Origin of the sequence: Brevibacterium sp. JSBI002, from assembly GCF_026013965.1 — a bacterium.
GTDB lineage: Bacteria > Actinomycetota > Actinomycetes > Actinomycetales > Brevibacteriaceae > Brevibacterium.
On record NZ_CP110341.1, the window covers coordinates 312,652 to 337,294 of the forward strand.

At 65.1% G+C, this 24,643-nt stretch carries 19 protein-coding genes, 1 pseudogene and 1 riboswitch; of the genes and pseudogenes, 4 read left to right on the forward strand and 16 right to left on the reverse strand.

Translation table 11 applies throughout. The features are described from left to right. Window positions 1-181: 181 nt before the first annotated feature. Entirely contained in the window at window positions 182-2,440 is a 2,259-nt protein-coding gene (gene betT, locus LJ362_RS01375) for a choline BCCT transporter BetT (protein WP_264800386.1), read from the reverse strand. 131 nt (window positions 2,441-2,571) lie between these two features. After that, window positions 2,572-3,678 (reverse strand): hypothetical protein, encoded by a 1,107-nt coding sequence (locus LJ362_RS01380; RefSeq protein WP_264800387.1) that lies wholly within the window; start codon window positions 3,676-3,678, stop codon window positions 2,572-2,574. A 131-nt stretch (window positions 3,679-3,809) separates the two neighbouring features. Between LJ362_RS01380 and LJ362_RS01385 the strand changes: the two genes are divergently transcribed. Next, window positions 3,810-4,472, forward strand: coding sequence for a metal-dependent transcriptional regulator (locus tag LJ362_RS01385; protein ID WP_264800388.1), 663 nt, complete (start codon window positions 3,810-3,812; stop codon window positions 4,470-4,472). A gap of 161 nt (window positions 4,473-4,633) precedes the next feature. Continuing rightward, entirely contained in the window at window positions 4,634-7,042 is a 2,409-nt protein-coding gene (locus LJ362_RS01390) for a PQQ-like beta-propeller repeat protein (RefSeq protein ID WP_264800389.1), read from the forward strand. Between the two features lie 107 nt (window positions 7,043-7,149). On the opposite strand, the gene LJ362_RS01395 is transcribed toward LJ362_RS01390, so the two are convergent. The 7 genes and pseudogenes from LJ362_RS01395 to LJ362_RS01425 form a co-directional block, all read right to left on the reverse strand. After that, the gene (locus LJ362_RS01395; protein WP_264800390.1) at window positions 7,150-7,644 is read right to left on the reverse strand and encodes a hypothetical protein; all 495 of its coding nucleotides are present in this window, start codon (window positions 7,642-7,644) and stop codon (window positions 7,150-7,152) included. Between the two features lie 32 nt (window positions 7,645-7,676). Further along, window positions 7,677-7,787, reverse strand: a riboswitch (SAM riboswitch). 73 nt (window positions 7,788-7,860) lie between these two features. Continuing rightward, on the reverse strand, window positions 7,861-8,070 hold the full coding sequence (locus tag LJ362_RS01400; protein WP_139469426.1) for a hypothetical protein: 210 nt from the start codon (window positions 8,068-8,070) through the stop codon (window positions 7,861-7,863). A gap of 501 nt (window positions 8,071-8,571) precedes the next feature. Then, window positions 8,572-9,303: pseudogene (gene erm, locus LJ362_RS01405) on the reverse strand (23S ribosomal RNA methyltransferase Erm); the annotation flags it as partial. Window positions 9,304-9,843: 540 nt separating this feature from the next. Next, window positions 9,844-11,346 carry an inorganic phosphate transporter gene (locus LJ362_RS01410; protein WP_264800391.1) on the reverse strand — a complete coding sequence of 501 codons (1,503 nt, stop codon included), beginning with the start codon at window positions 11,344-11,346 and terminating at the stop codon, window positions 9,844-9,846. A 427-nt stretch (window positions 11,347-11,773) separates the two neighbouring features. Further along, a complete protein-coding gene (locus LJ362_RS01415; RefSeq protein WP_264800392.1) occupies window positions 11,774-12,298 on the reverse strand; it encodes a DUF308 domain-containing protein in 525 nt (174 codons plus the stop codon). A 252-nt stretch (window positions 12,299-12,550) separates the two neighbouring features. Then, complete coding sequence (locus LJ362_RS01420; RefSeq protein ID WP_264800393.1) at window positions 12,551-13,333, reverse strand: glutamate racemase; 783 nt, start codon at window positions 13,331-13,333, stop codon at window positions 12,551-12,553. Next, window positions 13,330-13,977, reverse strand: a complete 648-nt coding sequence (locus tag LJ362_RS01425) for an HAD domain-containing protein (protein ID WP_264800394.1) — start codon at window positions 13,975-13,977, stop codon at window positions 13,330-13,332. The genes LJ362_RS01420 and LJ362_RS01425 overlap by 4 nt, the downstream gene beginning before the upstream one ends. 134 nt (window positions 13,978-14,111) lie before the next feature. On the opposite strand from LJ362_RS01425, the gene LJ362_RS01430 reads away from it, so the two are divergent. Next, window positions 14,112-14,891 carry a helix-turn-helix domain-containing protein gene (locus LJ362_RS01430; RefSeq protein ID WP_264800395.1) on the forward strand — a complete coding sequence of 260 codons (780 nt, stop codon included), beginning with the start codon at window positions 14,112-14,114 and terminating at the stop codon, window positions 14,889-14,891. A 104-nt stretch (window positions 14,892-14,995) separates the two neighbouring features. Here the strand turns inward: LJ362_RS01430 and LJ362_RS01435 are convergent, their stop codons facing one another. Then, window positions 14,996-15,403 carry a VOC family protein gene (locus LJ362_RS01435; RefSeq protein ID WP_264800396.1) on the reverse strand — a complete coding sequence of 136 codons (408 nt, stop codon included), beginning with the start codon at window positions 15,401-15,403 and terminating at the stop codon, window positions 14,996-14,998. Window positions 15,404-15,481: 78 nt separating this feature from the next. Then, window positions 15,482-15,877 (reverse strand): acyl-CoA thioesterase, encoded by a 396-nt coding sequence (locus LJ362_RS01440; protein ID WP_264800397.1) that lies wholly within the window; start codon window positions 15,875-15,877, stop codon window positions 15,482-15,484. 174 nt (window positions 15,878-16,051) lie between these two features. Between LJ362_RS01440 and LJ362_RS01445 the strand changes: the two genes are divergently transcribed. Beyond that, complete coding sequence (locus LJ362_RS01445; RefSeq protein WP_264800398.1) at window positions 16,052-16,414, forward strand: response regulator transcription factor; 363 nt, start codon at window positions 16,052-16,054, stop codon at window positions 16,412-16,414. Between the two features lie 61 nt (window positions 16,415-16,475). On the opposite strand, the gene LJ362_RS01450 is transcribed toward LJ362_RS01445, so the two are convergent. From LJ362_RS01450 to LJ362_RS01470, 5 genes are all read right to left on the reverse strand, one after another. Next, window positions 16,476-18,332: a glycosyltransferase gene (locus LJ362_RS01450; RefSeq protein WP_264800399.1), complete on the reverse strand. Its 1,857-nt coding sequence runs from the start codon at window positions 18,330-18,332 to the stop codon at window positions 16,476-16,478. A 22-nt stretch (window positions 18,333-18,354) separates the two neighbouring features. Next, window positions 18,355-20,121 carry an ATP-binding protein gene (locus LJ362_RS01455; RefSeq protein WP_264800400.1) on the reverse strand — a complete coding sequence of 589 codons (1,767 nt, stop codon included), beginning with the start codon at window positions 20,119-20,121 and terminating at the stop codon, window positions 18,355-18,357. A gap of 113 nt (window positions 20,122-20,234) precedes the next feature. Beyond that, complete coding sequence (locus tag LJ362_RS01460; protein ID WP_264800402.1) at window positions 20,235-21,239, reverse strand: electron transfer flavoprotein subunit alpha/FixB family protein; 1,005 nt, start codon at window positions 21,237-21,239, stop codon at window positions 20,235-20,237. After that, a complete protein-coding gene (locus LJ362_RS01465) occupies window positions 21,236-22,048 on the reverse strand; it encodes an electron transfer flavoprotein subunit beta/FixA family protein (protein WP_264800403.1) in 813 nt (270 codons plus the stop codon). Before LJ362_RS01465 ends, LJ362_RS01460 begins: the two co-directional genes overlap by 4 nt. A 1-nt stretch (window position 22,049) precedes the next feature. Further along, window positions 22,050-24,563: a GcvT family protein gene (locus tag LJ362_RS01470; protein ID WP_264800404.1), complete on the reverse strand. Its 2,514-nt coding sequence runs from the start codon at window positions 24,561-24,563 to the stop codon at window positions 22,050-22,052. Between the last annotated feature and the right edge of the window lie 80 nt (window positions 24,564-24,643).

Here is a 24,643-nt window from a genome sequence, read left to right on the forward strand (position 1 = left end):
GGCACCGATGGTGTGACGGTAGTGGTCCTGACACATTCGAGCGGTCCCCGGTCAGATTCCCCGTCCCGACGCAGAAGGAGCGGTGACCGTATCGGTCACCGCTCCTTCGGTCGCTGTGCTCACCCCGTCACCGAGGCGGCTGTGCACGGGTGGGCACGGCCGCCTCGGCGAGGGGTTTCGCTCAGTGCTTCGGCTCTTCGAGCTCTTCGACGTCGTCGGGGTCCTTGGGCACCGCCGGAATCGAATCCGTGGTCGGCGGTGTGGGAGGGGTGACGACCGACTGGTAGGAGTGCTCGTGCGAATAGGCGAGGAACGACAGGTGGTTCTCGTACCGGTCGAGCACGTCATCGATGATCTGCTGCGAGCTCAGCCCCATGAGGTCGTAGCCTTCCGAACCGGTCTGCGTGAAGACCTCGATGCGCAGGTACTTGTCGTCGCCGCGCGGGGCATTGCGGGCACCGAACGACGGCACATTCGCTTCGACGGCCGCGGCCTCATAGTGGAAGTCGCGCTGCTCGCCCATGTCGACATTGATCGTATTCGTCGTGATGCCGGTGTCTTCGTCGAGGGCCTGGATGTGCTCGACGGTGTAGCCGAGTTCGCGGAACTCCTTGGCCACGGCGTCCAGGGACGGTCCGACCACCTCGGCGACGAAGCGTTCGACGGATTTCTTCGTCGGGTAGGACCGCAGGGTCGCCAGTCGCTGACGCCAGGTCTTCTCCGGAGCGCGCCCGCCGTGGGCGGCCGTGGTGCGGCGACGACGGATCCGGCCCTCGCGTTCGGCGCGCTCCATGCGCAGAACCTTCGAGAACGAGGCCATGACGAGATAGGCGATGATCGTCACCGGCAGGGCGAAGATCAACGTCGCGTACTCCATCGTGGTCACGCCGCCGGCGACGAGCATGGCGATCGTGAGCACCGCCGTGACCAAGGCCCAGAAGATGCGCAGCCACTTGGCTCCGTCCTCTTCCGGATTGGGAATCGAGGAGGAGAAGTTCGACATCACCATGGCGCCGGAGTTCGCGCTCGTGAGGTAGAAGAGCAGGCCGGACAGAGTGGCCAGGCCGATGAGGAACGTCGCTCCCGGGAACATCTCAAGCAGGTCGTACCAGCCCTGTTCCGGGGAGGCGATGGCTGTCTGCGCGAACTCGTCGTTGCCGTTGAACACCTCGGACAGGGCCGAGTTGCCGAAGATCGTGACGATGATGAAGTCACAGATGACGGGTGCGGTGATTGCGGCGATGACGAACTCACGCAGGGTGCGACCGCGGGAGATGCGGGCGAGGAAGAGTCCGACGAAAGGACCCCAGGCGAGCCAGAAGGCCCAGAAGAACAGGGTCCAGCCGCCCATCCATTCGGAGCCGCCGTCGACATAGGCGAACGTCGACAGCGTGCGTTCGGGCAGGGTGAAGATGAAGCGGCCGATGTTCTCGACCATGGCGTTGAGCAGGAAGGCGGTCTTGCCGGTGACGAGGATGTAGAGCATCATCGCCGCACACGACCAGAGGTTGAGCTCGGAGACGAGGCGGATGCCCTTGTCCACGCCCGAGGTGCAGGCGGCGACAGTCATGACCACGGCCACGATGACCAGCGCGATCTGCAGGGCCAGGCCCTGTTCGAGGCCGAAGAGAGTGGCGAATCCGACGTTGAGCAGGACGACGCCGATGCCCATCGAGGTGGCCACGCCGAAGACGGTGCCGACGAGGGCGAAGATGTCGATGACGTCACCGGTGGTTCCGCGCACACGCTTGCCCAGCAGCGGATAGAGGACCGCGCGGATCGACAGCGGCATGCCCCAGCGGTAGGCGAAGTACCCCATCGCCATGCCCAGCAGCGAGTACATCGACCAGCCGGCGATGCCGTAGTGGAACATCGTCCACACGACGGCGTCCTGAGCGGCTGCCGCCGATTCGGGGGAGGCGTTGACCGGGTGGAGGTACTGGGTGATCGGTCCGGTCACCGAGTAGAAGAGCATGTCGATGCCGACGCCTGCGGCGAAGAGCATCGCGACCCAAGTGAAGAGGTTGTACTGCGGGCGGGAGTGGTCCGGGCCGAGCCTGACGCTGCCCTCCTTGGACAGTGCCACCCAGAGGACGAAGCCGATGACGACGGTGACGGTGACGACATAGAACCAGCCGAGATTCTCCGCGATCCAGTCCACGACGGTCTTCATCGTCGACTGAGCCGAGTCGGGCATCATCATCGCCCACACGGAGAACGCGAGAATGATGAGGGAGGCGACGATGAAGACTCGCCAGTTGACCCGGGAGCCCCGTTCGTCGGAGAGCTCCTCCGGGCCCTTGCTCATCTCCGTGCTGTCGATCGGAGCGCGCTTCTCGGGGTCGACGTCCCTGCTGATTCTCGTTGCCCGGTCGGTACCGCCGAATCGTTCGCGTTCGACGACTGGGCGCTTCAACTTCTCTTCGTTCGGATCCTGCACGCATCGACCTCCGGTAGACAAAAAGGGACAGGGCCCGAAAATGGGCCCGATCCATTCTACGGGTGGAGGTTTCTCACAAATTCAGCACCCCCTCTTTTCAGGAAGTTGACTAAGCGGCAGGGCCGGTCGCGTCAGGCTCGGGAGTGGGCGGCCACCCCGTTGAGAGTGTCGACGAAACGCTGCGCCTCGGCGGGAGTGGTCTCCTCCAATCGCATCGACGATCCGACGTGCAGCTCCACGGTCACGGTTGCGCGTCCGCGGAATTCCTCTGCGCGGACTGCTGCGACCTGCCACGGCGTCGCCTGGGAGAGCTGGGCGACGGCACCGTCGGCATCGGTGCGCACTCGCATGATCCGCAGGTCGGTGAGGATGAGGAAGTCGGTGTCGAAGGGAGGCAGGCTGGACAGGCGAGCGAATTCGATCTCGCCGGGCGGGAACAGTCCAGTCAGGGCGGTCGCGTGGATAGGCAGGGCAGCGGTCCGTCGAGGTCCACCTCGCCGAGGCGACTGACCGCTTCGGTCAGAAGTGGGTCGCGGTGTGGTTCCCCCCGAAGACTGATGGCACGGTGCGGGTGCATCGTGTCTGTGGGAGTCCGCCCGCCGGCGAGAGGCGAAGAGCAGGAGAGCCGTCAGCGCACAGCCGAGCACGGATAGGAGCGCCGCCGGCCCGGTGGGAGTTGTTTCGAGGAGGGTGCCGAGGCCGAGCATGCCTGCAACGGCTGCGACAAAGAGTGCGAGGAGCCCAAGGGAGGCGAGAGTGCTCCGATGGTCCGCCGCGGTGGGGACGGTGATGGCGAATCCGAGGGCGGCCGCTGCACTGACGACCGCTGCGATGGTGAGAACGGCGAGTGCTGACGCGTCGAGAGCGGCCCATACAGTTCCGACAGATCCGAGTTGGCTGCTCGCCGCGGCGCAGATGACAGCGGTCACGGCTGCGAGCAGGCCGATGAGTACCGTGCCGGGAAAGATCACAGTGAAGCGCTGAGTGCGCAGACCGCTCGTGAACGGCAGGATCGGAGCAGCGCACGCCAGCCCGGCCAGCATGCCGATGAGGTAGGTCGGAGCCTCAGCGGGTAGGACATCGTCGTCGCTGCGCAGCCCGATCCCGTGGCTGGTCAGGGTGAACACAGTCACGGCGAGAGCGCAGATGATGAGTCCGCCGCCGAACGCACGACCGAGTCCGCGGACGAGGCCCGACGGCTGAGCAGCCGTGCCGTAAGGGAGGGAATGGGAGGTCATGAATGTGATTCTGGCAGGGCCGCCTCGGCGAGGGGAGGGGGCGCAGGTAATCGTTTGGGAACATCTTTGCCAGACCGCTCACTTCGGATGAAGTGCCGAGTGGGACGATGCGTCCATGGGATACTGGGGTCATGCGCGCAGGTGAAGTCTCCGAGGTCAGTCAGGACTACCTCAAAGCCATCTGGTCGGCCCAGGAATGGGGCGGTGACCCGATGACGGCCACCGAACTCGCGAACCGATTCGGCACGACGAAAGCCAATGTCACCGAGGTCCTCAAGCGTCTCGACGAGCTCGGCCTCATCACTCGAGTTCCATATAAGCCGCCGGTGCTCACCGAGCGGGGAAAGGCGATCGCATTGTCGATGGTGCGTCGGCACCGGCTGCTCGAGACGTTCCTCGTGAAGTCGCTCGGCTACGGCTGGGACGAGGTCCACGACGAGGCTGAGATCCTCGAGCATGCGGCCTCGGATCGGCTCATCGACCGCATCGATGCGTTCCTCGGCCACCCGACGTCCGACCCGCATGGCGATCCGATCCCGGGTGCCGACGGTGCCGTCGATTCCCATATTCCGACCCTTCTCGCCGAGGCGGCCGCCGGTCACTACGAGGTGCTGAGGGTCTCCGACGCCGATCCGCGGATCTTGGGCAAGCTTGCCGAGGCGGGTGTGCTTCCCGGTGTCGCGCTCGACGTCGTCGACCGCACCGATGAAGAGGTGACCGTGGACATCGGAGGGAAGCGGGAGACGATCGCTTCCGCGCTCGCCGCGGCCGTGTATCTGCGCGCGGCTTCCTAGGCGAGTTGACCGAGTCGGATTTCGGCCAGGGCTGCCAAATCGGGCCCCGCGGAAGAGGTCAATGGGTCCGTCTGTACATCGCGGGCAAAGCATTCTCGTGTTGATGAAGTATTGCGGCAAAGCAGGATCCCCCAATTGTTTCCATTGATAACATCTGTTGTATGGGAAAGAGTTTCGGTCCCGGGAAAGACCCCGACCTCGACATCGTTCGCTCCGCAGATGCCTCCGCCTCTGAACTCCAGAGGATCGCGGCGACCCGACCGGACCTGCTCGCTGACATCGCTGCCCATCCGAACGCCTATCCGGATCTGCTCGACTGGCTTGCCGCCAATCCGGATCCGGCCGTCCAGGAAGCGCTCGCGCGACGAGGCTGGACCTCGGGCTGGCGGCAGAACCCAGTGCATCACCCTGCCTACCACCATGGATCGGCTGGGCCCACGGGCGCCTCTCCCTCGCCGCAGGGCTCGACCTCACCGCAGAAGGGGAGCCACGACAATCGGAAATGGCTGCTGGGAATCGGTGCGGGACTCGTCCTCGTCCTCGCGGTGACCGGCGGATTCTTCGGCGCGCGATTCCTTTCCGGCTCCGACTTCGATCGGGCGCCTAGTCAGAAGGCAGCCGTCGATCTCGCCGATGTCGGCCGCAATGCGCAGCTGGCCCAGTTGCAGGCAGACGATGACGCAGATGATGACCAGCAGCTCGTCCGTGTCGTCGGCCCTCGACAGTCGGTGATCATGGCTCTCCACGAGGCGACTCTGCAGCCGGCGTGGATGGCACCGGTTCCGCACGCCGACGTGAAGGCGCCAGAAGCCGATGATGCCATCGACGACGGAGAACGGGCCGACGACGATTCTGCCGACGACGGCGCGAAGAGCTCCGACCCGAAGCTTGAGGGCACTCCCGTGGACTGCCAGTGGTCGGCAGACTCTGTGACCTGCGGGGACCGCTCGATCCGGCTGAAAGACGGAGAAGTCACTTTCAGCCCCGGCGACGGCGCGAATGGTTCGAAGTCAGACGGATCCTCAGCCGACTCGGAAGACGGCGACACGGATGTCGCCGAGGTGAAGGACCCGGCCACGGAGGCCGTGCCGATCACCGTCAACAACGACGGAAGCCTCAAGACACCGTCTGGTGGCACATATTCCGACGTCAGCGTCGATGCCGAGGCGACCGTGCGGATGGTCGGTGCCGGCGACGACGGACCTTGGGTGGTCTCGGACGGTCAGGCAGTCATCGCAGTCGATGCCGACTCGGTGCTGTGGAAATCCGAACTGAATGAGAAGGCGGCGACAGCATCCGGCCTCGGCGAGCCTCGCCTGCGACCGAACTGGACGATCGAGGACGATGTGCTCGTCATCGCCGACAATGCCGGTGTGCACGGTCTCGCCGTTGACTCGGGTCAGGAGCTGTGGCGAGTCGATGTTGAACTCGACAGCTTCACTGTCTCCGGTGGCCATCTGCTGGTCATGTCCGACGGCGTTCTCGAGGTCTTCGACTTCACCGATTCCAGCGACGTCGACACCGTCAAGGCCGACCCAGGCTACAACGGCGGCTCCGATGGCGGCGCAGTTGCACAGTTCCCGGGTGCGGACGCGTTCAAGAACGCGAAGCTGTCGACGCCGCCGGGTTGCGTGGAATTCGGTCTCGCCTACGACGACTACTATCTTGGTGACGGCCCGCTGGATCCGAAGCCCGAGCACGAGGTGGAGTTCTCCGACGGTGAGGCCAGCGGCGATGATGGACACTATTCCGGCATCACCATGGAAGGGTTCACGACGTCTCGTATGGGTGACAAGGCCCTGACCGCCGTCGAGTTCAGCTGCAACGGCGGCGGCACGTATATCTACCCGTCGATCGGGATCTACGATGAGGATCTCAACCTGCTCGACTCCGTCGAACTCTGGGATGACGTCGAGGATCGCGGCAACGCGGCCGATATCTCCGGATATGTGCCCAAACCGTACTTCAACTCGGTCAGCCCGATGGGGCAGTATCTGGGGATCGACGTCGGCGGCATCGGCGTCTTCGGTGACGAGGGATGCACAGCATGCGGAAAGTCCGCGAGTGCCGATATCCTCTACCGCTGGGACGGGAAGTCCTTCGCCCATCAGGACACCGTCTACCACATGCCCTCCGGTGACGTCCGTACCCCGGAGTTGGAGGAGGTGCAGAAATTCGCCGAGGCGGTCGCCGCCGGGGACGACACAGAGGCGGAACGTTCGGCGACTCCCGAAATGATGTCATCGCTCGATGACATCCTCGGTGACGGTCAGACGTCGAACCCGCCGACGGTCCGATCCGAGCATTTCCCCAAAGGCGTGAAGGTCGATACCTGCGAGCTCATTCAGCCGTATGACGATGCCGACTACGGTGGTGGAGAGTACTTCTTCGCGAACGGCAAGTCGATGTCGTACCTGTCTTCTCAGGACGAGATCCGGCCAGGCGACACTGTCTGCGGGGTGACGACGCCGCAGACCGGAGGCGGCGATCAGTATTACTTCTATCTGCTTCTCAGGGGGACCCCGGATGGCAGCGTCAAGGTCTACGAAGCGGGCCGGCAATTCGGCTGAAGGCTTGGACACGATAGGCATTCGGCAGGAAAAGAGCATTGCCGGGGTGGTTCGACTGATCCGACCGGTTCGGGTAGTTGGTTTCGGTGAGGTCAGAGAGCCCTTGCTCAGCTGTTGCTTCGCGGCCGTGGGAACTTCGGTTCGGCGCGCAGAAGTGTCAGGGTCGTCGCCGTTCGGGTGTCGAATCCGTCGGTGAGGAAGAGCTTCGGCCAGTCGCTCCACAGTTCCGATTCATATGGGGTGCCGGGCAGGTAGTTCTTGAATGTTGCCTGCCGGTGTCCCGGGTGGGATCGGAAAGCCGTCTTCGGAATGGTGCGCAGGCTTTCGAAGAGTGTCTGGTAGAGAACCGGATTGAAGCCATCGAGGCGTGCGGATTCGGCGGTGCGCACCCAATCGGGTCCGGCGATCGGGATGCCGCGGGAGATCGCCGAACTCATCTGAGCTTTGATGGCGGCACGTTGCGGGTCTGGGGAGTGGTGGAGGAGGACCTTCGACCAGCGCAGGGCCTCCTCGGGTTCGAAGCCCGGCCACTGTTCGGAAGCCCTGCGGCGTTTGGCGGAGTCGTTGTGGAAGTCGGCGGAGTCGTTGAAGTCTGCGGACATGGCAAACCGTCCTTCTCGGGCGCAGAGGCCCGGATCGAAGCTTGCCCGAGCGGTCGGCGCGGGCCCGTTCTTCCCCTGGGGCACCCGGTCGATGACGGGTTGCCGTGTGGCCGGCCAGGTACCGATGGCCACAGCTCGCGAACGTGATTTCAGTGTAGACGGAGGGTCTGACACGAGCTTTGCGCTGGTGATCTCCGTGGCCGGCCGAGGAAGGATCTAGACGAGTCCTTCTTCATCGGCGTCGGCGGCCGATGACCAGAATCGGGGATCGTGGTCCTCGACGGTTTCCCCGCAGTCGACACAGGTGCGGAATTCGATGGTTCCGTCGGAGTTGAGTCGACCCGGTGTCAGGCTGCTGCTCTCTTCGCAGCCAGGACACCACCCATTGATGAAGCGTCTGATGTGAGTGCCGTGTTCCTTGTCCATTCCGGCTGACCTCTCGACCGAATGCGCACTGCGTGGACCTGCTGTTTTCAGTCTACGAGCGCCGACAGTCGGCGAAGATGAACTTCCGGAGAAGACGGAGGAGCCGCGCCGGTGCCCGGGCCCGTCGGCGCATCGGCCTGGAGGCGCACGGGTCGGACAGCGCCCCGGTCCGACGGGGAAACGTCGGACCGGGGCACTGGAGACTCACCTGCGCGGCAGGTTCCACCTCGGCTGGGGCTGCTGCGGTTTCTGGTGCTGATTCATGAAACCGCGTTCGGCCTGCAGATGACCCTTGTCATGGCTCTTCGCCTTCGGGTCGGTGCCCGGGATGGAAGCCTGCAGCTTCTCGGCCGCCGGTTTGGCGCCGACGATGGGCATCTCCCCGGTGATCAACGGTGTCTGCGGGGCCGCCTCGGTGATGGGTTTCTTGTTTCCTTTGTTGTGTCGCATGGTCTTTCCCTTCTTCGCATTCGTCTGATCTGTTTCGGCGGACAGTTCGGTGAACAGTCCGGCCCACTGGTCGGGGGTGAGGTCTTTGGGCAAGGTGTCTCCTCTGATGTCGTTGCGGTCCATGGTCGATTGCAGAGTGCGATGATCGGTGATGCTCATCTTCGAGAGGATTCCTTTCATTCCTCGCCCGCGACCGGTGAAGACCGAACGGACGAACTGTTGATAATCGGATCGAGCATTGTCTGGAAGCGATCCGGTGGGACAGCGATCGATGGTGAGGATGCCGCCATCGACGCTGGGCTTCGGGGTGAACGCGTCGGCGGGAACGCGAGTGACGAGGCGGAAGTCGAACTATGGGGTCCACTGTGCGGTCATCATGGTCGATCCGCCGATTCCTGCGCGTTTGCGGGCCACTTCCCATTGCGTGAGCAGGATCGCCCGCTGCCAGCGCCCGGAATGCAGCAGTTTGCGGAGGATGGGAGTGGTGAGGTGGAACGGCAGATTGCCGACGATGACCGGCCGGTCGAGCCGAGTGGTCAGGATGTCGGCGTGCCGGACCTCAGCCCGCGGGTACGTGTCTTCAAGGTGATCCAACCTCGTTTCGTCGAGTTCGACGAGTGTGAGTTCCCGCCCGAGCCGGTAGAGCTCGGCGGTGACTGCTCCGTCACCGGGACCGATCTCCATGATCGGTCCGGAGGTGGAACGAGCCAGGCTCGCAATCGTGTCGATGGTGGTGGGCGAACGCAGAAAGTTCTGGCCGAGTTCATGCCGCCCGCCGTGAATAGACCTTGGGGCCGAGCGCGAATGGGACTGTCTGCGTGTCGAATGGTGTCGTGGTGTGTGGGATCGCAATGGGATGTGCTCCAAGAATCAGATGGAGGCACCCGAGGCAGCGCAATGATGGTGAGTCAGATCGATCCGCGATGACCTGGTCGATCAGTGATGATCGCAGTGGTCAGGGGATCGGGAAGGGATCAGCCGATTGCTGCATCGCCCGGATGCCGAGGGCTCTCCGGGAGGACAACGCGCTTGCAGAGGTGATCGGGGTGACCGTCCTCGGTCAGCCGATCGGAGAAGAATTCGTCAGGCGCGCTGTCAGGCGCTGCGGTGACGAATAAAGAAGCAAGGCGCAGTCATTGCGCCGCTGTTCAATGTTCCCATGCGGAACAAGATAGCACAGGGAGCTTTGCCGGCACCAGGGTTCGGACGAAAAACGCCCCGCCGACTTCGCGCGGAAGCCGGCGGGGCGGAGGGGCGGATCCGTTCAACACGATGACGCGCACGCGGTCCGGGGAACGCTCGTGGAGCGTTCGTGTCAGTGGGTCAGCCCATCATGGTGCGCAGGGTGATGACGCCGATCGAACCGATGGCCGCGGCGGCCGGAAGAGTGATGATCCATGCCAGCGCGATCGGCTTCATGAGCTTCCAGTTCGCCGAACGGTTGACCAGACCGACGCCGATGATCGCACCGATGAGGATATGCGTCGACGACACAGGCAGACCACTCACCGAGGCGGCCATGACGATTCCCGCGGCAGCGAGCTCCGCGGCGAATCCGGAAGCCGGGTGGATCTCGGTGAGTTTCGTGCCGACGGTGGCGATGACCTTGCGGCCGATGAACCAGAGACCGACGATGAGTGCGATGCCGCAGGTGAGCATGGCCGCAAACGGCACAGTCGTCTCGCCGCTGATGCTGTCGGTGCGGAGCACATCGAGGACGGCGGCGAAGGGGCCGACGGCGTTGGCGATGTCGTTCGACCCGTGGCTGAAGGCGAATGCGGAGGCGGTGAACACCTGCATCCAGGAGAACAGGATGTAGGTGGCACGGGGAACCGTCTGCTTGCGCAGGGTCTTGGCGAAGACGAACACGGCCAGCCACACGGCCGCGCCGATCATCGCCATGATGAGCAGGCCGCCGACCGTGGTCACGCTCATGTCGAGGTTCTTCAGGCCCTTGAACAGCAGCATCGCAGTGATGATGACCGCGCCGGCGGCAGCGATGAGGGGAACCCACCGCTGCAGAGCCGAATGGGTGCCGATCGATCCTTCGCCGGTGGGGGCATCCTCGGTGGCGGTGTCGATCTGTGCGTCGACGGATCCCTCGGCTGCGGAGACCGGGGCGAGCATATGCGGCTTGAGCGTGTGCGACAGTGACGTGCCGAGCACGTACTTCTTGATCAGCCCGTAGATGACGAACGCTGCGAGCCCACCGAGGGCGGGGGACAGCACCCAGGAGATCGCGATCTGACCGACCTCGGACCACTGCACCATGGCGAGTCCGCCGGTGCCGGTGACGAAGCCGATCGTCAGAGACGCGCCGATGATGCCGCCAATGATCGAGTGCGTCGTCGACACCGGCCAGCCCATCCGAGTCGCCACGAGCAGCCACACCGCGGCGCCGAGGAGGGCCGCCATCATGATGAAGGCGAAGTCCATCGGATTGATCGCCACCCCGCTGAGGTCGACGATGCCGCTCTTGACCGTGTCGGTGACATTCCCGCCGGCCAGCAGGGCGCCGCTGACCTCGAAAATCGCGGCCACGAGCAGTGCCTGCTTCATCGTCAGCGTGCCGGCGCCGACGGAGGTGCCGAAGGCGTTGGCGACATCGTTGCCGCCGATGTTGAACGCCATGAAGGCGCCGAAGATGACCGTGGTGACGAGCACCATGCGAGGAGCGTCCCGGCCCACGAAGTCGAAGGACCACAGGGTGAAGGCGATGAGAGTGATCGCCAGCAGCCCACCGAAGGCCAGATGCCAGAGGCGGTCGTTGCTGCGGCCGACGGCAGGCGGCGCAGTGTGGCGCTCCGGGGCCAGAACCTGGGTCATTCGTTCTCCTAGCGGGATTCAGTCGATGAGGCAGTGTCTGTCTGCCTCCATGATTCGCAGGTCGAATGACCGCCAGGTTACGGCGAAAGTGAATGGACGGTGAACACGGCGTCCGAGACTCACGAAATGCTCATGCACAGTCGGTAGGTTTTGCCGTGTGTTCACGTGATGTTCCAGGTCAGGTGCTATATCGGCGGGCCCTGCCGGAAGGTGGCACAGGGGTGTGCTGGGGACCAGGATTCGCTGTGTGACAATGACCACTGCAGCCCGAAACGTGGGCAAGACCGAGCCCGGATCCGCATCTGCGCGGAACCGGGCTCTGTCGAAAGGGGAGAAGCTCGCCGAGGCGGTCGGAATCAGTCGATGATCTCCCCGCGGATGACATCGCCGCCGTCGTCGTCGGGACGATTGCGGTGCGGGTCGGTTCTCATCTGTCGGTCGACCTGCGCAGGCGACGACCGAGGGCGATGAGGGCGATGCCGACGAGGATGATGAAGCCGGCGAGGGTGTAGATCAGCGCGGTCACTCCGGCGCCCGGGGCGAAGAGGAAGAAGCCGCCGAGGATGATGCCGAGGATGCCGATGACGGTGAGCGCCCACCAGGACCTGACACCCATCCGACGGATGAAGAAGGACATGGTGAGGGCAAGGAAGCTGAAGAAGATGATCGCGAACCCGGTCAGGACGGTGACCATGGACGCGAACAGCATCGGGGTGAGGAAGATGAGCACGCCGAGGAGGATAAGCAGAACCGCACGTGTGACCATGCTGCCGGTGCGGCCTCCTCGCGGTGCGAAGACGAGGGAGGAGACGGCGATGACGGCGAGCCAGCAGGCGAAGATCCGCACGACCACCTCGGCGGAGGTGCCTGGCCAGACCATCATCAGCGCACCCATCACGAGGGCGATGACGCCGTTGACGATGACTGTTCTTCCAGTGCGCTTGAGGTCCATGCACCCAGCCTAGTCCTTAGGGTTGGACAGACGCTGAAGACGTCAGGCGTGCCCGAGGTGCTCCTCCAGTTCGGTCGTGCCGGATCGGTCGGTCGACTCCGAGGTGGTCCGCTCTCCGAGTGCGACAAGTGCGGCGAGGATACTGAGCGCCAACATGTCGAATCGCCTTCTTTGACGATTGACTGTCTGGTCCATGCTACGCCAGTGCGGCGCGGAAAGACCGGACTCGGAGGGAACGCGGAGGAGACGGAGTCAGGCCTCTCGGGCGAGCAGTCGTTTGCCGGCCGGGTAGGCATCCAAGGCCTGGGGGAGGCTGACGCGTCGGCCGGACGCGTAGGTTGCGAGCACGCGTCCGGTGCCGGGCTGATCCTCGCCGACTCCGGCGGGTTCGAGGCCGATGCGGCGCAGCGTCTGTTTGGCCACCGGCATGGGGGAGTCGAAGACGGTGAGGGCTCCGGCTCGGGCGGCCATGATGCGGTCGGCGACGAGTCCGTAGTGGGTGCAGCCTAGCACCACGGTCTCCATTCCCGGTCCCATCCGGGTGAAGGCATCCTCGATGGCGGTGTCGATCTTGTTGAGATCGGCGGCGTTGATGGCCTCGGCCAGTCCGGGACAGGCGATCTTGGCCACGTGCAGGTCCGCGGCGAAGGAGTCGATGAGGTTCTGCTGATACTCACTGCCCGTGGTCGCCGGTGTCGCCCAGATCGCGAAGTCCTGGCCGGTGCCGGCGGCCATCTTCACCGCAGGCACGGTGCCGATGACGGGGATGGCCGGTTCGTAGCGGGCGCGGACGGCCTCGAGGGCCTGCACCGAGGCGGTGTTGCAGGCGATGACGATGGCGTCGGGTTCCCATTCGGCGAGCACTCCGGCCGAATGCAGGGCCCGCTGTTCGAGGGTCTCGGTGCTCAGGCTGCCGTACGGGGTGAAGTCCGGGTCCATGGCGAGGACGAGGTCAGCGTCGGGGGCGAGGTTGAACAGCGCGTCGGCGGTGCCGAGGAGTCCGAGTCCGGAATCGAGCAGGCCGATGCGCGTCATGAAGTCCCCTTCGGGTCGGATGTCGTCGATGCCTTGGTCTTTGGGCCGCCGGGCTTGGTGTCGATGGTCCTTGGAGCGTCGGTCTTGGGGTAGGCGAACTCCCGGATCTCCTTGAGATGGGCTTTCGTCAGGCCGTGGGCGAAGTCCGGGGCGATGAGCTTGAGGCGGTTGGGTGAGTAGTGCTTGAGGAAGTAATCGCGGGTGGCCGGCCAGGCCAGGTCATCGTCGATCCAGATCGCACGCCCGTGCTCGTGGGTGGCCAGCCAGTCCTCCATGGCACGGGCCTTCCACCACTGCTGCGGATCGTGAGCGAAGCGGTTGTGCGTCTCATCGGGCATTTCGATGACGTCGAAGGAGTTGCGCAGACCGAATTTCGGTTCGAGCTCGGACTTGCATCGCTGCGACCAGGTCGACAGCCAGACGACGTCGACCTCATGGGTCTCAACGATGCGGTCGAAGAATTCGACGACGGACGGCCGGTAGTGGAGTTCGTAGTGCCACGCGTGCAGCTTCTTTCGCCCCTCGGCCATGCCGCGCAGCTTGGGCACCGGGTAGGAGTTGAGGACGCCATCGACATCGAGGAAGACAGTGACATGGCGAGCCTGCCTGCGCGCCGATACCGGCGCCGAGGATGCTGCAGCCATCATTCCTTCCCATGAGCTCAGTCGTGCGGCCCTCTGTTGGGGACATTCGCGCGCTATTCTGGGGGCAGATCGCGCCGCCCGCACCAGATGAACACAGACGAGTTTACCGCCGAGAGCGTCAGGAGGCCGAGTCCGTGTATCGCGAAACCCGGATCCCGCGCCTGCGGGCGAGCCTGTGGGTCTCCGTTCCCGACAAGGCCGATTCCCTCGCCGAGGCGGCTTCCTCCGTCGAGGCGGCAGATCCTGATCGTGGGAACACTGCCGCCGGTCTGGCTTCCGGGCCGACTGTCGCACCTGCCGCGGCTCCATCGCTCATCGTTCCCGACGGGTGCATGGATCTCATCGTCATCGATTCGCAGATACTCATCGCCGGCGCCGATTCCACGGCACGGATGTTCCACGGTTCGGCTGCACCGACGGTGGGCCTGCGATTCGACTCCGGCGTGCTTGCGCAGCTGTTGACCATCTCGGCTGGGGAGCTGGCCGATCGGGTGACGCCCCTCGACGCTGTCATCGGCGGCCGGCATTCAGAGGTTCGCGCTGTCGGAGAGGGCGGTGCCGCCTCGGTGACGGGAGCTGCCCGGGTGCTGCTCGACACGGCCGGCGGTCTGACGGACCGAGCCATGCTGGATCCGCGTCCGATGGCCTTGGCGCGGGCCTTGGATGTGCGCTCGAATTCGCCGGCCCAGACCGTCACCGAGGCGGCCGCGGAGTTCACGTATTCACCGCGGCAGCTGCGCCGACTGAGCGCGGAATGGTTCGGCTACGGACCCAAGCACCTGGCGAAGATCCTGCGCTGGCAGGCCGCACGAGACCTCATCGATGCGGGGTGGTCGCGGACAGCGGCAGCGGCCGAGGTCGGGTATGCCGACGCCGCTCACCTGCGGCGGGACGAGCGCTCGCTCATCGGGTGAGGGTGCGCTCTAGGCGTTCGTCCCACCAGCCCGCCCACCCATTTACTACCCGACGGCGGCCCAGCAACCTCGCGCCAGGTTGCTGGGCCGCCGTCGGGTAGCAATTAGGAGGGGAGGGTGGCGAAGAGGTCGATCGTGTTGCCGTCGGGGTCGGAGACCACGGCGTAGCGCTGACCCCAGAACGCGTCCCAGGGTTCGTGGACGACTCCGGCCACGGGGTCACCTCCCGCATCGCCGGACCCGGTGAGCTGAGCGAATGTCGCATCGACCGCCTCGACGGTGGAGCAGTCGAAGGCCAAGGACATCTTGTTCCCACCCGTCGGGCGGGTCCATTCGGGATCCATGCCGAGAATGACCGCCTCGGTGTCGAGGAGGATCCGCAGGGACCCGGAGACGAATTCGGTGTGCGGGGCGTCCGGGCCGCCGTCGGCGAGTTCGAGGCCGAGCGCGGAGTAGAAGGTGATGGCGGCGGGCATATCTGAGGTGATGATGGAGATCGCGTCGAGTTTCATGACTTCAGGCTATGCGGGCGGTTAGGGTTGCGGCTTGAACGAATCGGCCATGCTCGCAGCTCGGGCCTCGGGAGGTTCTCAGTCCTGCAGGTAGGGTTCGAAGACTGCGCGCAGCTCGGGCGTCAGAGGGGCGGGCTTCTGCGAGTCCCGGTCGATGTGGACGAGCACGCAGTCGTGGTCGAAGACCTGACGTCCGTCCTGGTCGCCGCGGGTGTTGACCGTGAACGAGGAGTTGCCGAGCTTCTTCACTGTCACGGTCATCTTCAGCTCCGGGCCGTACATGACGGGCACGAGGTAGTCGATGGTCTGGCGGGCCACGAGCAGTCCGCCGCCGGTGATGTGTCCGGCCCGGATCTCGTGCATCCAGCGCACGCGGCATTCTTCGATGAGGGTGATCATCCGTGCGTTGTTGACGTGGCCGAGCAGGTCCTGATCCGACCAGCGCACTTCGGGTGAGAGTTCGAAAGTGGCCATGGCTGCCTCCAGGAGCGGTTTGGGGATGTTGACTTAACGAGCGTTCTACAGTTAACCAGGTGCTCGGTGGCAACGGAAATCTCGCGTCTGCCGTTGCCGGGAAGACTAAGCTATGGAGCGAACGCAGGAGTCCAGGTGCGGCAGTCTGAGCCGGCCGTGAGGGAATGGTTCGGTATGGAAACGAAGAATGCACTGGTCATCGAAGACGATGACGATATCCGCCGACTGCTCGAGGTCGTTCTGGAGCAGAGCGGATACGCCGTCGAATCTGCAGCGACGGGCAAGCTCGGACTCGAATGCTTCGACGAAGTCGAGCGCACACTCATCACCGTCGATCTCGGTCTGCCCGATATCGACGGTCTTGAACTCCTGCGGCAGATCCGACCCCGAACCGTGGCGACGATCGCGGTGATCAGCGCCCGGGCGACGCAACGTGACAGCGAGGCCAGCCTCGAAGCCGGAGCCGACGCGTTCCTCACCAAGCCGTTCAAACCACGCGAGATCCGCGAGTTCCTGCAGGCGATGGACGAGGAGTGAGCCGACCGCGCTGATCGCTCGGTTCAGTGGCTGACTGCCGGTGGGCGGCCCAGACCAGACCTCAGTGCTGGCCGCGGGTCGGCAGGTCGAGGAAACGGGAGCGGATCTCGACGAGCGTGTCGTCGCCGACGCGGGCCAGGCGCGGCAACGCAGCACGTGCGGCATCGAACTCGCGGGCTTCGACCAGCGTCGTGAAGTCTTCGGACGCCACCTGCAGTCGACGTGCTCCGACCATCGTCGACGACACCCGGATGCTGGCGATCGCGTCGCTGGTGGCCAGCACATCCTCGGCGGCCACGGCCCGCTGCAGATTCGCCAGACGGCGCGGCCAGATGAGGGCGAACCGAGACACGATCTCCTCGGCGTATTCGTCTCTGCCTTCGAGCTCCTCGGCGAGTTCGGTGAGGCTGTTCTGGTCGAGCAGCGGAACGACCTGCAGCGCTGCCGGGGTGAAGGTCGAGGTGACGAGCACGTCGTCGGCGTTGCGCTTCGTCTTCGCCCACGAATTCCGACCGGTGACCATGCGGGCAATCGCGCGGGGATAGTAGAAGTAAGTGAAGTAGACGTAGACGAGGTACCCCAATCCCAGCAACACCGAGGTGGCCCGACCGATGGGTTCGGGACCCCACCGTCGGTAGAGCGGGCCCCACAGGGCATAGGGGAGAACGACGAACACCAGCCCGGTGAGGACGATGATCCAGGTCGCGGCATCGGTGACGAATCCGAAGAATCCCTGAACGACGGCGACAGCGGTGACGATCGGGATGAGCAGGAGGTTGAGCATCATCAGCCATGGTTGGCTCATGAAGTAGTGGATCTCGACGAACCCGGGAAACCTCAGGACGCGGCTCCTGCGCAGAGCAGGCAGATTCGATGCGCACTCCATGATTCCCTGCCCCCACCGCGTGCGTTGCGTGAGCAGCCTGCGGAAATAGGGCAGCGCCTCCTGGGACACATGGGCCTGCGGGAAATAGCCGTTGCGGAAGCCGCGGGTGAGGATATTGAGCCCGAGTTCGTAGTCCTCGCTGAGCTTGTTTCCCCACGGTTCTCCGTGGTCTTCGGTGAGTGCGTCGAGGACGGTGAGGCGAGTGAACTGTCCGTTGCCGCCCATGCCGACGGTGCCCGTGGTCACCCGCAGCTGCTGCATCGCCGAGTTCGAGGTGCGGAACTCGATGTCCTGCATCCGGATGAGGAACCGGCCGAGGAGGTTGAGAAACCAGTTGCGTCCGGGACGCGGCCGCTTGTCACCGCGATTCTTCATCCACACCTCGAGCTGTGCCGCGCCGAGAGTGTCGTCACCGAAGCCCGCCGGGCCCGAGAGCACGGCCAGTGCGTTGTCGGAGAGGAACCCGTCGGCGTCGAGGACCCCGATGACCGCGCGAGCACGTTCGGCGAGATCTGCGCCGACGAATTCTGATACCGAGCGATAGGCCGCATTGAGCGCCTTGCCCTTTCCGGTCCGAGCCTCGGGCAGGACCCGGGAGATGAGGTGGGTGCGGTCGTCGACGTCCATGATGTCGGTGACGATGGCGGCGGTGGCGTCCTCGCTGGCGTCGTCGATGACCCAGATGTGAGCATCGGGGAATGAGGTCCTCGCGGCCGAGACCGTCTCGGCGATGACGGATTCTTCATCGCGGCAGGGGATGAGGAAATGCCAGGTGAAGTCGGTGGGGTCGCCGCTCTCGACGGCTTTCTGCCGGACGTAGGAGATGATCAGCAGGCTGACATAGGCCAACGAGAGCGACGCAGTGATCGTGATGGTGATGAGCGCGACGTCGAACCACCAGTACTCACCGAGGCGCCCGAAGGATCCGGAGAAGCAGAAGATGTAGGCCGCGAGAACTCCGTAGACGAGGGAGAGCAGCACTGCGATCGGGCCGATCTGTCTCGTCGAGGACTGGCCGTCGTCTCTGGTCACGGTCGGGCTCCTTCGTTTCGGTTCACGGTCGAGTTCCTTTATCTCGGGAGGGGATGCGGACGCTGAAGGTGCTGCCGGCGCCCTCAGTCGAGGACACCGTGATCGTTCCCCCGTGTGCGTCGACGATGCCTTTGACCAGGGAGAGTCCCAATCCGACGCCCCGCTGGCTGGAGGCCCGGGCGGCGTCGCCGCGGAAGAACGCAGTGAAGAGCTGATCGACCTCGCGGGCAGGTATTCCTGCTCCGTCGTCGACAACGTCGAATCCGATGCCGAGCGCATCAGCGCGGGTTCGGACGGTGACGCGATGTCCGGGGCCGGAGTATTTGATGCCGTTGACCACGAGGTTCGTCAGCACCTGCGTGATGCGCTTCGAATCGGCCGAAATCGTCGGGGAACCCGAGGACTCGACGGCGAGTTCGACTTCCTGGTCGGCGGCCGTCGAGCGAAGCTGTTCGACGACGTCGTCGATGAGCGGGGCGAGTTCGAACTCGGTGATGTTCAGTTCGAAGCTGTTCGACGGTGTCTGCTGGGCGCTGAGAATGTCCTCGACCATGGCGAGCAGCTGATCGGAGTTCCGTTGTACGACAGCCAGATATGAGGAGATCGCTGAGGCGGCTGCGCGGGAGTCGTTCTCGAGTTCGTCGAGAGCGAGCTCCGTATACCCCATGATCGAGGTCAGCGGCGTCCGCAGTTCGTGCGAGACCGAGGCGAGGATGCGCTCGCGCGCTCGGATGAGTTGTTGAGTGGCTGTCACGTCCTGGGTGGTCACGATCATGTGCGGGGCGATGCTCGGGTGCCCCTGCCAACTCACCGAGGAGATCGACAGCGCTAGCTGATCACCGTCTTGCGGGCCGACCCAGATGAGTTCATCGGCGAACCGCTCTCCGCGGCGGGCACGGGCCACCGGCGACTCCCTCGGGTCGATCCGGGTGTGCCCATCGGCGCCGAACATGTCCCCGTCGGCGATGGCGGAATCGTCGATGACGGTGCCCGTGGCAGTGGGACTGCCGATGGTGGTGTCTGCGTCCCCGGAACCATTCGATGTGAACCGAGCGCCGGCCAAGCGCTTGACCGTCGTGTCGAGGTGGGAGGCGAATGCCGGGTTCTTGAACGCGGTGTCCCCATTCTCGTCGAAGACGACCACTCCGACGTCGACGCTGGCTCCGGTGCCACGCAGAAGCGCGCTCGTCCTCTGCAGATCGCTGGTCAGACTCTGCTGCCTCTCGAGGGCCGCAGTCAGGCGCGCGTTCACCGAACTCAGACGCGTCTCGAGTCCGATGGTCAGCCCGGAGACGAGCACCACGGCCACCGGGAGGATGAGCGCCAGTACGATGCGGGCGGCGTCGACCGGGGCGTCTCCGCCGAACAGGCTCACCGGGGTGAGTGTGACGAGCACGGCCACGAGGGCGATGACGGCACCGCGGGTGCGGAAGCTCGTGACCAGCCAGACGACGGGGGTGAAGGCGAGGATCGACAGCCCCGCCCCGTCGGGATAGGTGCCCAACCTACACAGGCCCAGGGCGAGGAAGTCGAGGAGTGGGATCGCGAGATTCGGCACCCAGGACCGTGAGAACTTCTCCGAGTAGACGGCCCCGAGCGTGGCGATGATGAGCAGGACGGAACCCGATACGAGCCACTCGTGACCAACTGCTGAATCCGGTCGCAGGACGCTGAGCAGGGCTGCGCTCGCCCCGAGCAGGATCGCAAACGAAACCTGGTGGACGATCGTGAAGGGTTTGGTATCGCCGGCTATGAAGCCGAGGTAGGCGATGCGGGTAAGCCGGTTCACCGCCGATCCGCCGACCGTGTCGAACTCAAGTGGACAGAGCGCACGACAGCCGCCTTTCGCCGCTTCCTGGAGACCCCGATCTGCGGAGGTCTTTGAGGAAACTATAACTGCGCTCAGCCCCTGCGGCGGACGATCTCCTCGTTGACGGCGCCGACCACTTCGTGGAGGTCGCCGATGATTGCGTAGTCGGCTCGCTGGACCATCGTCGATTCTTCATCGGTGTTGATGGCCACGAGCGTCTTCGCCCCCTCGATTCCGGCCATGTGCTGGATGGCACCGGAGATCCCGCAGGCGATGTAGACGTCGGGAGAGATGCGGCTGCCGGTCTGGCCGACCTGTTCGGTGTGTGGGCGCCAACCCAAGCCCGTGACCACACGAGAGACGCCCAGGGCCCCGCCGAGGTGGTCGACGAGCTCGAGGACTTCGGCGAATCCGTCCTCCGAACCGACCCCGCGACCGGCCCCGACCACGGCCCTGGCCGAGGTCAGTCCGGACGCATCGTCGGCGGCTTCGACCTCGGTGCGCTGGACACGGGTGGCCAGGTCCGCCTCGGCGACGGTGAGGTCATAGGCGATGATCTCCGGGGTGATCGGGGTCGTCTCTTCGGGAGTGCACGCGTGGCCGGCGATCGTGAGCACCTGCAGATCCCCGTCGAGGCGGAGGCGTTCGAAGGCAGTGCCGCCGTGGACCTGACGCAGCAGCCCCTCCTCGTCGGCGGCGATGACGTTGGCAGCCATGCGGGCGCCGGTGCGAACAGCGGCATGGGCCATGAGCTCCATGCCGCGCGGGGTGCCCGAGGCCAGCAGCGTGCCGGATTCCGGAGTGACGTCGACGATCGCCTGCGCCCAGGCCGCCGCCGAATACTCCGCGAGATCCGGATGCTCGAGATGGTGGATGACACCGACCCCGAGGCGCCCCAACGCGTCAACGGCGGCATCACTGAGCGGGCCGATCACCACCCCCTCCGTGCTACCTGACGGCGGCCCAGATACCTCGCGCGAGGTTGCTGCGCCGCCGTCAGGTAGCAATTGGGGGTTTTTGCGGGCGAAGGTGATGGCTTCGGCGGAGGTGAGCGTGACCTCGCCTGCCGGGTCTGTTTCGACGAAGACGATTGTCATGGCCGGATCACTCCGATCTCCTCGAGCACATCGACCAGGGCGGGAGCAGCTTCCGGTCCCTCGCCGAGGATGGTCACCGAACTCGCCTTCACCTCAGGCAGTTCGAGCCGGATGCGGGGGCTGCCCGTGCCCGGGTCGGGAGCATCGTATTCGACGACCTGGGCCTTCTTCGCCTTCATCCGCCCGGTGATCGAGGGGTAGCGCGGATCGACCCCGCCCTCGTGGACAGCGATGACTGCGGGCAGATCGAGGGAGAAGATCTCCGTGCCCGCCGGTCCGATCCCCCGCGCCTCGATCCGCCCGGAGCCGCGCTCGCCGCCGGACCCGCCACCCCCATCCGCCCCGCCGACGCTGATCGTCTGGATATTCGTGAGCACCGGGTGCTCGAGGTCGTAGGCCAAGCGGATCCCGACCTGGAAATCGCCGGTGTCGGCGGCATCGTCACCGGTGAGGACGAGATCGAAGGTCTGCCCCGCCGCGGCGCGATCACGGATGACATCACCGATGACCTGCGCAATATCCTCGGGTGCGAACGCGGACGGGCCGGCCGCCTCGACGAGGATGCCGTCGTCCGCTCCCACGGCCACGGCCGCGCGCAGCTGTTCGACCGCCTCGGCGGGACCGAGAGTGAGCACGGTGACCGTCCCACCGGCCTGGGCCGCAGTCTGGATCGCGAGCTCGACGGCGCACTCCTCGTGGGAGGACATGGTGTGGCCGAGCCCGGATTCGTCGATCCCGGTGCCGGCGGCATCAAGGGTGACGGAGCCGGCGATATCGGGGACGCGTTTGATGCAGACGAGGATGTTCATCTCATCTCCTGATGCACTCATTGTCTGGGTCGAACAGCGGCGTCGAATCGATCGATGCCACCGTCACCGGATAGAACTCCTCCATGTATACGACCTGCAGACGGTTGCCCAGCACCGCCTCGGCGGGTGGGAGGAACGCCATGAGCACGTGTTTGCCCAGGCTGGGGGCCGATCCCGCCGAGGTGACATAAGAGTGGCGACCGTGCCCGTCGATCAGCGCATCGCCGTCCGCGGACACGATGGGCTCCCCGCCGAGCATGTACCGTTTCTCCCCGCTGGCACTCGTGTGATCGTCGACGGTGAGCGAGCACAGCACCGTCTTCGGCTCCTCCTCGCGGTGGCGCAGATGCGCGGCCCTGCCGACGAAGTCCTGGGACTTCACCTTCGGTCGGGCCATCCCGACCTCGACGACGCTGCGTTCGGAATCGAGCTCGGTGCCGAATGCGCGGTAGCCCTTCTCGATCCGGCCGGTCGTGCCGTAGACGCCGAGCCCGACGGGGAGCAGACCGTGCTCGTGGCCTGCGTCCATGAGCGCGTCCCAGAGCTTCAGCCCCGATTCCATCGTTACGTAGAGCTCCCAACCGAGGTCGCCGACATAGGAGATGCGGGAGGCGAGCACCTCGAGCGAACCGATCTCAATCGTCCGGGCAGTGCCGAACTTGAACCCCTCATGGGAGACATCAGCACTGGTGAGACCGCCGAGGATGTCGCGGGCTCGCGGTCCCCACAAACCGATCGTCGTCCACGAACTCGTGAGATCGGCGATCTGCGCCCCCGTATCCGGCAGTCGGTCGGCGAACCATTTCAGATCGACCATTCCGTGGGCGGCGCCCGTGACGACGCGGAACCGGTCGTGCGCCAGACGCATGATCGTCAGGTCGGAACGGAACCCGCCGTTCTCATCGAGGATCGGGGTGTAGACGACCCGACCGATGGCGACATCCATCTGAGCCAGGGCGATGTGCTGGACGGCGTCGAGGGCGGCGGGGCCGAAGACGTCGAAGATGACGAAGCTCGAGAGGTCGACGAGCCCGGCGCGCTGCCGCATGGCGAGGTGTTCGGCGTTGATGATCGGGGACCACCAGCGGGAATCCCATTCGGCGCTGCGGTCCATGACCGCGTCACCGAATTCTTCGAGCAGACCGGCATTCGACTGATACCACTGCGGCCGCTCCCAACCGCCGGCTTCGAAGAACACGGCCCCGAGATCGGCCTCGCGCTGCCACATCGGGGAGCGGCGGACGTCACGGTCGGAACTCCACTGCTCGCCGGGGTGGACGATGCCATAGGTCTTGTTGAATGCCTCCGAGGTGCGGGCGCGCACGTGTTCGCGGGTGCGCTGATGGGAATGGAAACGAGCGATGTCGGCACCCTGCACGTCGATCTCCGGCAGTCCGTGCGTCATCCACTCGGCCACCGCCCGACCGACCCCCGGGCCCTCCTTCACCCACACGGCCGCCGCCGACCACAATCCCTTCACCTGGGGTGATTCGCCGAGGATGGGCGCCCCGTCCGGAGTCAGGGAGAGCAGGCCGTTGATGGCATAGCGGATCTCGACGTCCGGATTCGACAGCACCTCGGGCATGAGCTCGACCGCCTGTTCGAGCTGCGGATCGAAGTCCTCGTCCGTGAACGGCATCTCCGTGGGGGAGAGCTTCGCCGCCTCGATCGAGGGGATCTCATCAGGGTCGTGGAGGATCGGCCGGTGGGCATAGGAGCCGATCTCCATGTCCGAACCGTGCTGACGTTCGTAGCAGAAGGTGTCCATGTCCCGCACGATCGGAAACGAGATCTCGCCGGGCCGTTCGGCCAACTGCGGGACGGGCCCGACGCTGATCATCTGGTGGACCGCAGGAGTCAGCGGGATGGCCGCACCGGCCATGGCGGCAATCCGCGGGGACCAGACACCGCAGGCGATGAGGATGCGATTGGTCGCGATCTCGCCCTTCGTCGTGTGCACGGCCGCGACCTGCCCGTCCTCGACATCGATGCCGGTCACCTCGGTGTTGGGTAAGACCGTGAGCGCCCCTTTCGCTTCCGCGGATTCGCGCATCATCGTGCCCGCCCGGACCGAATCGACGACCCCGACTGTCGGAGTCCAGAACGCGCCGAGGATGACCCCGGGATCGAGGAACGGCACCTTCTCGGCGACCTCGGCAGGGGTGACGAGGGAGGATGCAATGCCCCACGCGCGTGCCGAAGCCATCCGGCGACGCAGCTCCTCCATGCGCTCTTCGGTGCGGGCGACCTCGAAGCCGCCGGATTCGGTGAAGACGCCGAGTTCCTTGTACTGGCGCATGCTGTCGAGGGTGAGGTCGGTGATCTCCCGCGAGTGATCGACGGGGAAGATGAAGTTCGAGGCGTGCCCGGTCGAACCGCCCGGATTCGGCAGCGGACCCTTGTCTACCTGGACGATATCGGTCCAGCCGAGCTCGGCGAGGTGATGGACGAGACTGTTGCCGACGATGCCGGCTCCGACAACGACGACGCTGGCCTGGGCGGGGACGGAAGCCATGAGCAGGCTCCTCTCTGAAGGCATCTTCGCCTTCACCGGCATCGTTGCGAATTATGCAACGATGCGCGCTATGTGGAACT

Bases quoted from the DNA above. Each gene is read 5' to 3' on its own strand.
- LJ362_RS01400 (WP_139469426.1), bottom strand. From the start codon at position 8,070: ATGGACAAGGAACACGGCACTCACATCAGACGCTTCATCAATGGGTGG.
- LJ362_RS01390 (WP_264800389.1), top strand. From the start codon at position 4,634: ATGGGAAAGAGTTTCGGTCCCGGGAAAGACCCCGACCTCGACATCGTT.
- LJ362_RS01435 (WP_264800396.1), bottom strand. From the start codon at position 15,403: ATGAAACTCGACGCGATCTCCATCATCACCTCAGATATGCCCGCCGCC.
- LJ362_RS01380 (WP_264800387.1), bottom strand. From the start codon at position 3,678: ATGACCTCCCATTCCCTCCCTTACGGCACGGCTGCTCAGCCGTCGGGC.
- LJ362_RS01465 (WP_264800403.1), bottom strand. From the start codon at position 22,048: ATGAACATCCTCGTCTGCATCAAACGCGTCCCCGATATCGCCGGCTCC.
- LJ362_RS01460 (WP_264800402.1), bottom strand. From the start codon at position 21,239: ATGACAATCGTCTTCGTCGAAACAGACCCGGCAGGCGAGGTCACGCTC.
- LJ362_RS01410 (WP_264800391.1), bottom strand. From the start codon at position 11,346: ATGACCCAGGTTCTGGCCCCGGAGCGCCACACTGCGCCGCCTGCCGTC.
- LJ362_RS01420 (WP_264800393.1), bottom strand. From the start codon at position 13,333: ATGACGCGCATCGGCCTGCTCGATTCCGGACTCGGACTCCTCGGCACC.
- LJ362_RS01395 (WP_264800390.1), bottom strand. From the start codon at position 7,644: ATGTCCGCAGACTTCAACGACTCCGCCGACTTCCACAACGACTCCGCC.
- LJ362_RS01385 (WP_264800388.1), top strand. From the start codon at position 3,810: ATGCGCGCAGGTGAAGTCTCCGAGGTCAGTCAGGACTACCTCAAAGCC.
- LJ362_RS01425 (WP_264800394.1), bottom strand. From the start codon at position 13,977: ATGGCTGCAGCATCCTCGGCGCCGGTATCGGCGCGCAGGCAGGCTCGC.
- LJ362_RS01415 (WP_264800392.1), bottom strand. From the start codon at position 12,298: ATGGACCTCAAGCGCACTGGAAGAACAGTCATCGTCAACGGCGTCATC.
- LJ362_RS01470 (WP_264800404.1), bottom strand. From the start codon at position 24,563: ATGGCTTCCGTCCCCGCCCAGGCCAGCGTCGTCGTTGTCGGAGCCGGC.
- LJ362_RS01445 (WP_264800398.1), top strand. From the start codon at position 16,052: ATGGAAACGAAGAATGCACTGGTCATCGAAGACGATGACGATATCCGC.
- LJ362_RS01440 (WP_264800397.1), bottom strand. From the start codon at position 15,877: ATGGCCACTTTCGAACTCTCACCCGAAGTGCGCTGGTCGGATCAGGAC.